The 12,892-nt window shown below is 59.2% G+C and carries 9 protein-coding genes; 4 read left to right on the top strand and 5 right to left on the bottom strand.

What is annotated here, in order from left to right; translation table 11 throughout:
• Positions 1–10: 10 nt before the first annotated feature.
• A complete protein-coding gene (locus tag QFX07_RS02915) occupies positions 11–4,552 on the top strand; it encodes an FtsK/SpoIIIE domain-containing protein (RefSeq protein WP_279755094.1) in 4,542 nt (1,513 codons plus the stop codon).
• Positions 4,553–4,616: 64 nt separating this feature from the next.
• Here QFX07_RS02915 and QFX07_RS02910 read toward each other — a convergent pair whose 3' ends face one another.
• Complete coding sequence (locus QFX07_RS02910; RefSeq protein ID WP_279755093.1) at positions 4,617–5,057, bottom strand: alpha-N-acetylglucosamine transferase; 441 nt, start codon at positions 5,055–5,057, stop codon at positions 4,617–4,619.
• 476 nt (positions 5,058–5,533) lie between these two features.
• Between QFX07_RS02910 and QFX07_RS02905 the strand changes: the two genes are divergently transcribed.
• Complete coding sequence (locus tag QFX07_RS02905) at positions 5,534–5,782, top strand: WhiB family transcriptional regulator (protein ID WP_005505386.1); 249 nt, start codon at positions 5,534–5,536, stop codon at positions 5,780–5,782.
• A gap of 155 nt (positions 5,783–5,937) precedes the next feature.
• On the opposite strand, the gene QFX07_RS02900 is transcribed toward QFX07_RS02905, so the two are convergent.
• The 3 genes from QFX07_RS02900 to QFX07_RS02890 all read right to left on the bottom strand — a co-directional run bounded on the left by QFX07_RS02900 (position 5,938) and on the right by QFX07_RS02890 (position 10,288).
• Complete coding sequence (locus QFX07_RS02900; protein WP_279742100.1) at positions 5,938–7,512, bottom strand: sensor histidine kinase; 1,575 nt, start codon at positions 7,510–7,512, stop codon at positions 5,938–5,940.
• A gap of 323 nt (positions 7,513–7,835) precedes the next feature.
• Positions 7,836–9,491, bottom strand: coding sequence for an AAA family ATPase (locus QFX07_RS02895; protein ID WP_279755092.1), 1,656 nt, complete (start codon positions 9,489–9,491; stop codon positions 7,836–7,838).
• On the bottom strand, positions 9,488–10,288 hold the full coding sequence (locus tag QFX07_RS02890; RefSeq protein WP_279755091.1) for an SAF domain-containing protein: 801 nt from the start codon (positions 10,286–10,288) through the stop codon (positions 9,488–9,490). The genes QFX07_RS02895 and QFX07_RS02890 overlap by 4 nt, the downstream gene beginning before the upstream one ends.
• A gap of 250 nt (positions 10,289–10,538) precedes the next feature.
• On the opposite strand from QFX07_RS02890, the gene QFX07_RS02885 reads away from it, so the two are divergent.
• Positions 10,539–10,772: a helix-turn-helix domain-containing protein gene (locus tag QFX07_RS02885; RefSeq protein ID WP_279742103.1), complete on the top strand. Its 234-nt coding sequence runs from the start codon at positions 10,539–10,541 to the stop codon at positions 10,770–10,772.
• Between the two features lie 191 nt (positions 10,773–10,963).
• On the opposite strand, the gene QFX07_RS02880 is transcribed toward QFX07_RS02885, so the two are convergent.
• Positions 10,964–11,602: a histidine kinase gene (locus QFX07_RS02880; RefSeq protein ID WP_279755090.1), complete on the bottom strand. Its 639-nt coding sequence runs from the start codon at positions 11,600–11,602 to the stop codon at positions 10,964–10,966.
• Between the two features lie 207 nt (positions 11,603–11,809).
• Between QFX07_RS02880 and QFX07_RS02875 the strand changes: the two genes are divergently transcribed.
• The gene (locus QFX07_RS02875; protein WP_279742105.1) at positions 11,810–12,820 is read left to right on the top strand and encodes a LysM peptidoglycan-binding domain-containing protein; all 1,011 of its coding nucleotides are present in this window, start codon (positions 11,810–11,812) and stop codon (positions 12,818–12,820) included.
• The last annotated feature ends 72 nt before the right edge of the window (positions 12,821–12,892 follow it).

Genomic DNA, 12,892 nt, shown 5'->3' with positions numbered 1-12,892 from the left:
TTCTGAGAGTATGACTCTCTTCTTTCTCGACCACCACAACACCACCGACGCGCTCCCCTACCCTCGCGTACTCCGACTCGACGGCGAGGTGGCATCCAACGGAATACAGCTGCACCCCGGTAGCGCAGGTAACGCAAACCAGCAGGCTCTAGAGCAGGCACTCAACCACGCTCTGCAACGCTCTGCACCCGGCGCGCGCGCTAAAGCACAGGAGACGACATTCCAGCTACACCCCGAGCACAATAAGGACCCCCTCAACGCCTCGACAACGCTAAATATCCACATTCCGAACGAATCTCAGTCCCTGAATTCTCAGCCACTGAACGCGCCCGCCGTCAGCCTCCTGAACATTCTGCGGGGCCCCAACGCGGGCACAACCTTCCCCATCAGCCGCGGCCGCACCAGCCTCGGCAGGGCAGCGCTAACTGCCCGCGGAGGAGACCAACCACACCATATCCATCTGCAGGACCCCTTCCTCAAGCCGGTGCACGGCAGCTTCTACGCCGATAGCTCCGGCATCCGTTGGATCGAGAAGCATCCCGCCACGAGCGGGGGTAGCGAGAAAATGCAGGGAAGTAAGAAGGTACAGGGCAGCATGAGGGGGCAGAACGCCGAGCCGTACATCCTGCACTGGAACGAGCCCTTCCGCCTCGGCTCTTCACTCTGCGTACTTACCTCCCCCAGCACCGACGGCGAACACACCGCGCAGAAGGCAAGTGTCACCGCCGCTACCCCCGGCTCTTCCTCCGATTCTTCCTCCGATTCTTCCTCCGGCGAGCCCGTGCAAACACTCGCTCCCCTGGGCAATACCAGCAATCCCTTTGAGCCGGTGGGGGTGAACCCTCCCGTACCGCGTAAGCTCAAGCAGATTCTGTTGAGCGTATGCCTGCCAATTGTGGTGGGTCTGATTATTGCGCTGGCGACAGGCATGTGGTTCCTTCTGCTGATGTCTGCGGCATCTTCACTGCTGATGCTTCTGCATTTCTTTGGTGGTCAGGCGGAGAGCCGTGCCGCATCGCAGCAGACTCATCAGGCGGCGTTGCAAGAAAAGGAACGTGCTCTCGCCCTGCCGACCGCGGGAGACCTGGCGATTTCAGGTCCCTCTGCCCTGCATGATGCCGCCTACCTCGCTATTGTGCTCGGGTGCGGTCCTCGCCACCCCTACCTGCGCGGCCGCAACCTCCCGCTGGGCGCTCTGGAGAAGCAGGATGCACCCCACTATCTACCGCTCCCAACCCCGGCTCTCGGTCACTACCTGAAGCTGGAGGAAGCGCATCTGCGCGCCTACCTGGTGCAGCTAGTGGCAGGCTATCCCGGTTCGATGCACATTCTGCTGGGTAGCGCTGATAGCGCTGGCCAGCAGCGAACTAATCGTCTGATGCAGACTCTGGCTGTGGTGCCGGGGGTGAGTGTGCATTGTCTGCCGGGTGTACAGCAGGAGAAGTATCTGCAGGCCCTACAGAGCAGCTTGCAGTCGGAGCTTTCCGCATCTTGTCCGCCGCTGATTCTCATGCCCCAGCAGGCGAGCGCTATCTACGCTCCCCTGCTGACCTCGCTGACCTCTGAGGCGGTCGCGGAGTCTTCACAGTCCCGTGCATTCACTTCCCCGCGTGAACAAAAGGTGAATGCCCCAGCGCTCTGCGTGCTGGATAGCGCTGAGGGAGATAGTTCCGCCCATGCACCCGGTGCGCTTTTTGGTGCCGCCTGGGTTGAGTGCGCGAGTGAAGGTAGCCATCATCAGAGCATCCGCTACCGCGCGCAGGGCTATGCGGCGCCTCCGATGCAGCCCATCGAGGGTGTCTACCAGGTGCATCCTCTGGCGTGTGAGGGTCTGTGTCAGCACGCCGATGGGCTCAGCGTTAAGGCGTTCTGTGCCGCTCTTGAGAACCTGTACCGCGTCGGGTGCGAGCAGGAGCAGGGCGCGCTCAGTGAGGCGCAGGTGCACCAGTCGGCACATCTTTTCTCTTCTCTCCAGTCGCAGAGTGCGCGGCAAAGGAACCGCGCCGATGACATGGCGGTGGAGTCTGTTCTGCAGCGCTGGTCGGCTCAGTGTTACGCCTCCGATATTCGCTGCTACCTAGGTGTTTCTTCGGGTGGCTCGCTGAATATTGGTTTGTCTGAGCACGGTCCGCACTGGTTACTCGGTGGCACGACCGGTGCAGGCAAGTCGCAGCTGTTGCGTTCGCTGGTGCTCAGCGCTGCGCTACGTTACCCGCCCGAACGCCTCGGCCTGATTCTGGTGGATTTCAAGGGCTCGGCTGGTTTGGGCCCTCTGGCTCAGCTGCCGCATGCGCTCAGCGTGTTGAGTAATTTTGATGTATCCGCGGTGGAGCGTGCGCTCGAATTTTTGCGCGCCGATATTCACCGCCGCGAGGTGGATCTGCAGGCGCTCGGCATAAACTCCTACCGCGATTACCTGGCCTCCTGTCAGGCGGCGGGCACGACTCCGCACTACCCCGAGCTGCTGATTGTGGTGGATGAGTTCCGAATGCTCATCGATTCCATGCCGGATGCTATGGCTGAGCTAATGCGCATCGCCACGATTGGTCGCTCGCTGGGTCTGCATCTGGTGTTGGCGACTCAGCGTCCGCAGGGTGCTATTTCGCAGGATATTCGCGCCAATATTGCCGCGAGTATTTGCTTGCGCGTAGCGAGCGCGCAGGATTCCTATAACCTGCTGGAGCATGAGTCTGCGGCGTATATTTCGGCCGCGCATCCGGGTGCCGGGTATGTGCGCCTGCCGGATGGCCGTTCCCTACCGTTCCGCGCCCCGCTGGTGGATGCGGTCCCCTCGAGCAGCGATGCCCGCCCGGTGCAGGTGTTGAGGCTAGAGGAGGGCGGCTGGCGTGAGCTGACTGCCACTTCTGCCATTCAGAAGGGCAGCAGAAATGAGGATGAGCTGCTGATTCGTTCGGCGCAGCAGATTCGTACGCTCTATGAACGCGAGTACGCGCCGAGGAGTCTTCAGAAGAATGCGGTGGTTCAGGATGAGTATTGCCCGATTCCGCCGGAGCTTCCCGAGAACACCCTGCTGCCTGTGTTGGAGGCGCCGGTTAGCGAACCGGTAGCGTACGGCATTGACCGGGCCGCCACCCCGCAGGAACCTGCAAACTCTGGTGCTGCCTCCGAAGGGTATCTATTGGGTGAGCTGGAGATTGCCCGCTACGGCGTGCGCCGCCCGATCAGCTGGTCGGGTCAGCAGGCGCTGGCATTGCTGGCGCAGAGCGCCGAACGAGCCCCGATGCTCTACGGGCTTTTAGCTCAGGCGTTCGCCGCCCGCACGCCGGTTGTTCTGCTGACCTCTGACGGCGCGCTCTACCGCGACCTGGAACCTTACGCCGGTGCCTTTGAGGCGCTCGTGGGTGCGCAGGAACTTTCACATCTGCGGTTCTGCCTGGAGGAGCTGCGCACCCCGAACCTGTGGGGTGCCGAGGCTTCCACCCGCCCGCTCATTGTCGTGGATGGTCTAGACACTTGGCTGGAGTCGCTAGTTCGCCAACCCGATACGGAGAACCTGCTCTATGATCTGCTCTCACAGGGGTGCCGCCGCGGCTATTCGGTGGCGTTCACCTCCGCGTTGAACCCGCGCGGTCGTTTCGCCGCTGCGGCGCATTCCACGCTGTTGAGCCGCCGCTTCCTGGATGCTGACCTGATGCGTTCAACAAACAAGGACTACCCGACTCCGGCACAGAGCCACTACTGCGTGGAGGGTGCCATTAATGAGGAGTTGATTGGGGATCAGCCGCTGAGCGCTTCAATTCTTTCGCCCTGCGTTGCGGGTTTCCAGGAGCTGGTTCAGGTTCTGCGGGGTAACGCCGCGAGCGCTTCTAAAGGGTCAGACACTCGCCCGGGCACTCTTCTGCGGCAGTTCCCCGAGTACTATCGCATGCCCTCGGCCGAGTACGTGACCGCCACCCACGCCACCTGCAATCCACGGGGCGCTAAACTGTTGGTCGCCTTTGACCGCGGGCAGATGCCGGTCTGGTTGAACACCCCGGCTGGCGCGGTAGTTCCGGTGCAGGGTTCCCGGTCGGCGGGTAAAAGCACCCTGCTGGAAAGCATTGCTCAGCTCAACCCGCAGCTGAGCACCCTCGTCCTTGAGGGTTCGGGCGGCACCATGGATGAGCCACCGAGTGTGGAACATACCCGTGCGCTCCTGGACTCGGTAAAAAACCCCGCGCGCACGCTCGTATTCATCGATGACCTGCAGTATCTCTCCCCCGCCGTTCAGCAGCTACTTCTGGAGCGTCGCGGTGAGTTCCGCGCCATGCTGGTCGCCTACACGCCGTGGCCGAGGCGCGCCTCCTCACCCCTGCTGGCTGCGCTCATGGGATGCTCGCGTGCGCTTCTGCTCGCACCCGCATCCTTGGCGGATGCTGACATGTGCACAGTGACCGCACTGCCTCTGGATCGATTCACACAGGGCGAGCAGCCCGCTGGTCGTCTTGTGGTAATGGATGGTGCCTCCGTGTGCGCGGCACAGGTTCCCCTGGCGCTGGCCACGGCTACACAGGCTGTAACAGCTACGCAGAAGGTGCCGGTAGCAGTCTAGAGCTGAGCACTCTAGAGCCAGCTATCTAGGGTTTAGCGGCGCTAGGGTTTTACGCTCTAGGGATTTAGCGGTATCGGCGGCTGTACTTCTCTGCTTCTTCGCCCGACGCCTCGGTGACCGCCTCAATATAGCGGCGGCTACTGGGCATAAGCACAAAGATGAAGGCAGCCGCTGCGCCAATAACACCCGCAATCGTGATGGCCTGGCCAATATTCAGGCCGTAAGCGCTCATGTTCATGACGAAGGTGCTTGCGGTGACCCACAGGGCACAGAGGGTAATTAGGATCATGGGCAGGCGCGAACCGAAGCGGCCGCGGTAAAAACGCAGGCCGAAGTAGGTCATGCCCGCAGCGATAAGCACCTGGAGTACGCCGCCCACAATCGCCTGAGCGGTAGACATGCCGCTGACGATAAAGGGGTAGAGGATACCGCGAATCAGAATGTATGCCGCGAAGACTTCGGTCAGAACGAATGCATAGATGACGTTGAACGGGCGTGACGTCACGGTGGGCTCCTCATGGTAGTGTTGGGGCAGACCGGGGTGTATTCGGTCCGATGGGCTGGCATTTGTCCGATGCGCTAGTGCGTTAGCGGGGGTGCTCCCCCGTCTCAGGTTCACCGCCTCGTCATCGGTGCGGTATTTCAGGGGTAGGTACCGCTTTATATTATGCATGAGGCGCCGCTCCCCCAGCCGCCCGCATCTCATCTATGAGACGCGGCGCAGGATATGCGTGTCAGCATGCGATTCCCCATCCCCTCAATTAGACAAAGGTTTACCTAAGTGATAGATGACTCAGTGTAATACTGAAGTTTTTAGAGAAAAGTACTTGTCACATCCGCTCCAACATGCGAAAGTTGATAAGTCAATTTTCACCCTAACGCTGGGTGAGCATCCCATCAGCGGATGTATTTGACACGCGCACAGGAAAATAGATGTGTCTTGCCACCGCGTGAGACCGTAAATCATGAAGGAGGTCCACCGTGGATTGGCGTAGTCGTGCAGCTTGTTTGGATAAGGATCCGGAGCTGTTCTTCCCCGTAGGAAACACCGGACCTGCCCTGTTGCAGATTGAAGAGGCAAAGACCGTCTGCCGCTCTTGCGAGGTTGTAGACGTCTGCCTGAAGTGGGCCATCGAGACCGGCCAGGACTCCGGCGTATGGGGTGGCACCAGTGAAGACGAGCGTCGTGCGATGAAGCGTCGCGCAGCTCGTGCCCGCCGTGCATCCTAACTTCCGGAGTATTCAATAGGGCATCAAAAGCGTGGTGCAGTGATTTAGAGTTACTGCACCACGCTTTTGCCATATACAGAACCCTTCGAGACAGCAAACTGCCGCCACCCCGTACTCGGGGCGGCGGCAGTTCCATATGTCATGTAAGAAGAGGCTTAGATGAGCACCGCGGTAATGACCACGCGGGTACCGGTCGGTTCGTTAGCCTCCCAGCGGATCGAGCCGTTCAGCTCACTCGCTACCAGGGTGCGCACAATCTGCATACCAAGACCTTCCTTGCCGGTCACCGGGCGGTACGCGTCGGGGCCGGATTCTTCAATCTTCTTATCACCCATGCCCTTACCGTCATCGGTAATCACAACGGTGAGGATGTTCTCACCCTCATCATTGATACCGCGAATGCCCTCAAGGGTCACAGTGCCGGTCTCACCGTCCAGGCCGTGCTCCACGGCGTTCGCGACAACCTCGTTGATAACCAGTGCCAGAGGGGTGGCGAACTGGCTCGGCAAAGCTCCAAAGGATCCAATCAGCTTGGTGGACACGTGCTGACCGGGGGAAGCAAGCTCAGCGGCAAGGTGGAACTGACGCTCAATCAGCTCGTCAAAGTCGACGTTTTGGGTCAGACCCTGCGAGAGCGCCTCGTGCACGGTAGCAATCGTTGCCACGCGGCGCATCGCCTGCTCCAGGCCCTGACGCGCCTCGTCCGTGGCCATACGGCGCGACTGCAGGCGCAGCAGAGCAGACACAGTCTGTAGGTTGTTCTTCACGCGGTGATGAATTTCGCGAATGGTCGCATCCTTAGTCATGAGTTCCAGCTCGCGGCGGCGCAGCTCGGTCACATCGCGGCATAGAATCACGGCGCCTTCACGTTCGATACGGGTACGCTTCTGCGCCAGCAGTGGGATGGATCGCATGGTCACGCGGGCACGGGCAATGACCAGTTCGGTGCGCAAGTCACTACGACCGGCAAGGACCAGTTGCAGGGTTTCATCCGCCTGTTCACCAGCGGGGAGCATCGCGCGGGTGACATCGGCAAGGTTTCGCTTTTCGAGGTAGCCGGTCATGCCCATACGGTTGTACATGGAGTTTGCGTTCGGGGAAGCGACGACCACACGACCGGAAGGGTCGAGCACAATAATGCCATCAATTACGCGGGGATTGCCCTGAGTGTTGTTTCCCTCCGCGAGGGGATCGGGCCACAGACCGGAGTGCACCATGGAAAGCATGGTATCGGCAACATACTCGTAGACTTCGCCGCTGATGCTCGGGTAGCCGCTCGGGGCGGCGACTCGGTGGCTGGTCAGCAATGCGATGGTGCGGTTATTGCGCACGATGGGAACGAAGGTCACGTGTACGCGCGGGCGGGCGCCAAGGCCTTCACCGCTTCCTTCGTCGGTGTAAGTGCTGATGTTCTGGTCAATCCAGACGCGGTATGCCTCGTCGCGGATTGCCTCATCCATCTCGTGCTCAATGATGTCGTGGTGGAAGAGGGTTCGGACATTGGAGGGGCGCACGTGAGCAATGGCACAGAAATTACTGGTTGCGCTGGGGCCGGATACGGCATCCGGAGAGCTACCGTCGGCAACAATGTAGTTGGTGGGGAACCATAAAACCAGGTCACTCTGGGCAATATCAGAGATGACCTGCCATTCACCCTTGATGAGGTGAATGCGTTCAGTATCGCCAGGACCGAAGTCGTAGGCGCTCAGAGTCGCTTCTGTAAAAGACATATGTTTGTGTGCTTCCCATGAGTTCGGGTGGATTCAACCATTTTACGGCTTGTTCGCCGCAATTCCCATTCAAACGGCAATACGTGGAATAGTTTACAGAGCATTTCTTGGAGCGCACTTTTAATCGCATATATTACGCAGCGCAATGAGATACCCCCTCAATTTTAAGGTGAAATATTCGCGCTACTCCCCTACCCTCAATATGCGTGAGGCGCAGAAAACCCGACCTGGTGGCGCTCCCAATTTCGGGATCTTATACCGGTAGGTCGGGTCTTCTTGTGCTCGCTTCTAACAGACAATAATTTTAGCGCTTTAGGCTCACGCTACGCGCCGGGCTTGACGCATGCGCCGACGCGTACAGCGTACATGCCTTCAAGCATCACTTCCAAGGACTGCACAACCGCGTGGCGGGGCGACACCTCCAGCAGCGCTTCACCGTTACGGCGCAAACGGTCCATGACCTTACGCTCATACGGAATCACACCGGTAAGCGGAACCGACAGGTAGCGTGCCCAGTTATCACGCATCTTCGCCTCGGGGTTGAATCCGGCGGCTTCGCGGCGGCTGCGGTTGAGCCAGTACTGCACATCCGTTTCGGGGGCGAAAAGATCCGGGCGCGACTGCACCTCGCGGGCGAGGTTAATCAGGCGTGGCAGGCCGATAACGTCCGCTTCTCCAAGCGCAATCACGCGGTCGGCGCAACCGAGCGCGGTGAGGGTTGCGGCGTTACGGCGCGGTGCCGGACCATCAAAGGTCAGTTCCTCGTCGACCTCGATGGGGGCGGCAACATCGCAGATGACCAGATCATATCGGTGTTTGAGCCATTCGAGTACCTCGGCGAAGGCGCGGGCGCGCACCTCGGGCCAACGCGAGGAGGAAGTAATGCCGCTCAAGAAGTCGAAGGTGCCGTTTTTGAGGGGCACACGCTCCATAATGGCGCCGGCTTTTTTCTCGTCGAGCTGGGCGCGGTCGGCGTCCGAGCAGAGAATTGCCAGGCCGGAGCCGGTATCCTCGAGTGCCATGAGCGCATCCAGGCTGGGCGCGTAGGTGTCTGCGTCGATGAGGCAGACCTGCTGGCCCTGCTGCGCGGCGAGGGCGGCGAGGTTGAAGGCAATGGTGCTTCGACCGGGCGCACCGTGGGTACCCCAGACGGTCACAATTGTGCCGAGGCGGTGGCCGGGCTGGTAGGGGGAGGGCGCGGCGAGGTCCTGGTTGATGTCCGGGAGCTGAGGCAGGGTGCCGTCGTTATTGTCGTTCTGCACGTGCAGGGCGTAGTCATTACCGGGCGCGAAAGAGTCGACGATGGCGGCGGCCTGGCTGAGCACGGATTCTTCGTTGCTGGGCACAACAGAGGAGGCTTCTACCGGGTCGTGCACGCCGGGTGCGTTTCCAGCGGATACTGCGGGGTCGATTCCGTAACTTCCGTAGGGCACGACGGTATTTGAGGAAGTGCCTGCGGCGGAGTCGTAGCCGTAGCCGCCCGATCCATAGCCAGCAGCGCTATAATCCTGACCGTAGCCGTACCCTGCATCGTAGCCGTAACCGGCATCCTGACCGTAGGCGGCCTCGGGACGGCGGGCAATAGGCTGATTGGGCAGCTGAGCCGGAATCTGCGCAGGCACGCCGTATCCTGCGGTGGGCCGGGCGAGCGCCGCATCCACAGCCTGTTCGAGCGAGCCCAGGATCTCTTCAAGGGCTGCTTCGGGGCGGATGCGGTGTGCCTGCGTAGACAGCGGCAAGTTATCCGGGGCAATAACCGCCAGGAGCACTTCAGAAGCGGCGAGCGCGTCTACGGTGGAGGCGCTCATTTCGGCAGGCACGTGGGCGCAAAGCAGTACACGGGCGATACCTGTGTGCGCCATTCCGACGGCTTCGCTGAAGTCCTGCACGGTGCGGGCCACGGAGACGCGGCCGCGCTGGGATTCGATGCGGTTCAGGAGCGAGCCGTCATCGCCGTAGAGGATAACGGGGATGTTCACTGACCCTCCCCGTAGGTGCCGGGGATGAGGCTGATCTTGGAATCGCTATTGCTTTCCTTAACGAGGGCGGCGAGGGCTTCTTCCTTGACCCACAGCTGCACGGTTGCCTTGCCGTTGGCGCCGAGTACGCCTTCATCAACCGTTACAGCAACGATTTCGGCGTTGGTGACGATGGCGCGGGCACCATTTTCGTTGCGGTTATCGCTCTTAGTGTCGGGGTTACGCGGGCCGGAGGTCCACACATCCACACGCTCACCTGCCTTCAATGCGGAGGCGGCGGTGCGGTCAACGCTGACGGTGGCAAGGCGGCGTCCCGGGGAGGTTTCGGTACCTACAGATTCTTTGCTGATAAAGTTGCCAGCGGGGATGCGCTGGGTGGCGATTTTACCGTTTATCTGTGCGGCTTCGGCGCTGGTGAAGTACTTGTCCTTGGCGGAGTCGATGCTCGCTTCGACTCGGGCGAGTTTGTCTTCGGTGATCTTCTCGCCGAGGCGGATTTCGCTTTTAGCCGTGTAGTACTCAGTTTTGCTGTTGTTGGCTTGCACATAGAGCTGCACACCGGTGATGGAGACGAGCACAAGAAGTACACCGAGGATGAATCGCCAGTCTTTGACGGTGGGCTTTTTGAGGCGCTTGGTATGGGTTTCGGTGAGGGTGGAACGCTTCGTCGCGTTCTGTCGTATGCGCATGATGTGGTTGTGCCTTTCGGTGCGGAAGCCGGCGGTGATTCCGGTGTTGTTCAACTGATCGATGAGCGATTGGTGTGCTTTCGATAGCGCTTTGTCTGGTTCTGACACTAACCCTAACAGTATATTTCATTTAGTACTCTCTCTCAAGAGTCGCGTTTATGAAATATTTTTGAGTCTTGCCCCTTTTGAATGGGTAATTAGATAACTTTTCAGCTCATATAAGGCTTTTTGCGAGCAAATTTCACGGTGATGACATATACTGAAAGTACTCAATAGATGTTCAGTACGGACTCTATAGAAAAGGCCACTAACGTTGGCTAAGGGACCCAGGATTTCACTCACGGAAAGGAATAATTTGATGACTGCACCTCGTTTCCTCACTCTGAGCGACGTTGCCGAGGAACTGCAGGTTTCGCTTTCGCAGGTGCGTGCTCTAGTGCGCAGCGGCGAACTTCCCGCCATTCAGATTGGTGGACGTAACCAGTGGCGTATTGAACGCTCTCGCTTTGAAGAGTACATTACCGAGCGCCACGAGCAGACTCTGGAGGCGATTGCTTCCGGCAAGCTCACTCCTAAGGCTAAGGTTGATTAGCATTTCGATATGCACCTCGCGGGCGTAATGCTTGAGTGTTTTAGAAAGGTCCGCTCCTTTCGTTGAGATTTCAATGGAGAGGGGCGGACCTTTTTGTGTGTACTGTTGCTTCTATAAGGGCATTTATACTTCTCGAGGCGTTTTTACGGGAGTTCCCACGAATTGCACTGTCCACTATTTACCTTATGCTTTTAGCGTGAGATACGGGCAATGACTGCGCTAATACGAGCCAGCGGAATGGTGCGCACGCCAGCACCGCGAGGTGCACGGGAGTACCCCGAGGCCCCCTGACCGTAACCACCCTGCACGCCATAGGCTGCACGCGAGTACTGGTCGCGTTCATAGATGCGCGGGTACTGGCCACCGTTGAGTAGGCGCAATTCCAGGAAGTCGGCGCCGACTCGCTCAATCACACCATCGTAGCTGACGGTGCCACCTTCAAGGGAGAGGCGGACGGGCTCACGCGCCATTGCGAGGGAGCGGAGGGCGAGCTGGATTTTCATGCGGTAGCGTTCGGGGCGAACATCAGCACGTCCAGGAGCGATGCCACCTTCCCACCAGAGCATTCCACGCAGGAGGATGATAATGTTTTCGCCGCGCGCATCGATGCTGACCCATTCTTCGCCGACCATTTCGAGCTTACCTTCATAGGTTTGCATGTCGGTGGCGCAGATGCGGATAGGGCCACCAACCTGTGCGAGGAGGCGGTCGTCGAGGGTGATAGTTGAATAGTGGACACGGGCGACTTGACGGGCGTCTTGTTCCATATCCCAGGCGCGTTCGGAGGCGAGGCGCGCCTCAATGTCTCGTAGGAACTTTTCCATGCTCATACTATGACCCTACCTGAGGAGGGGTGCAGATACGAACCGGAGCATTTTCTGGTCAGATGATGATTCTCAAGCCTGATTTTTGAAGCAAATTCTATCAAATTATATATTTTTCATACATTTTAATGCGTTTTGCTTTATTTTTTGCGCACCCTCCTGTATAAATGAAGCAACATCAAAAGCTATCAAATACATCATTTGGAGGTCACTGTGGACCATCTTCCCACTCCAGGCTCAGCCCCCGCAGCCTTCGCTTTACGCCCTGTCACCGTCGCTTCACGCTCTGCAGCCGCGCCTCGTACTGTCAGTGCAGAGGTAGCCGCCGCAGCAGACTCTGCAACCGAGTCCAGTGCTAAGGCAAACTACCAGGACGCACTACTCTTCATCATCCCTCCCCTGCTTTCGGCAGCAGTCTTGGGCGCGTTGAGCGTGAACCTGCACCGCATCCCTTCGGCGCACCCTCTTGCTGACGCTTCGTTGCTCTGCGCTGGCGCGGCGGCAATCCTCATTACCGCCTGGTGGTTCATCAGTTTTATCTACGCGCTCTTCTACGCTTGGTCTTTGCGCGTTTCGAGCCACAACGCTGACCGCGCAGTTCTGAAGGTTCCGGCGTTTTTCCGTCCGCGCTTTATGCGCCGCATCGTTCTGACGCTCGGTGGCACGGCTCTTGGAGTGGGGGCGGTCTTGGCTCCCGCTCAGGCTACGGTAGTTACGCCCAGCAACGCCGGAGCAAACGGCACGGATGGACTGTCTCAGACAACTATTTCGGCAGTCATGACCACAGATTCAATGGGTGCCGTAGCATCAACGAGCACCGCGGCGGCAGAGACCAGCCCAGCCACCGTCTCAGATGCGGATCCTGCCAGTACCACCATGGACAGCACCACCCCGGAAGCGCCCTCCGCTCCCCTGGCCCTCTCTGCTAAGATTCCCGATATTCCGTTGGCTCCTCACCCCACGGAAGTGGCAGGCTCACTGCAGGATCGCAGCCCGTTCTTCTCTCCTCTCCGCGCTGAGGCGGGCACCTACTCCTACACGGTCCAGACAGGCGATACCCTCTGGTCTATTGCCGCTGAGCAACTGGGGGAAGGCACCGACGCCTCCACCATTTACAACTACACTCTCGATATTTACGAGGTGAATAAGGACGCTCTGGGCCAGAACGCCGAACTGCTCTACGCAGGGCAGGTTCTGCAGATTCCCGAACAACCCGTTCATTAGCCTTTTCTCACCCGATAGCTTTTCAAACACTCAATCTCATTCGCTCAACCCACCTCACATTCCCTGCCTTGA

This window comes from Rothia similimucilaginosa (genome assembly GCF_029850985.2).
Classification (GTDB): domain Bacteria; phylum Actinomycetota; class Actinomycetes; order Actinomycetales; family Micrococcaceae; genus Rothia.
The sequence above is the reverse complement of the archived record's forward strand: the minus strand, read 5'-3'. Positions and strand labels throughout refer to the sequence as shown.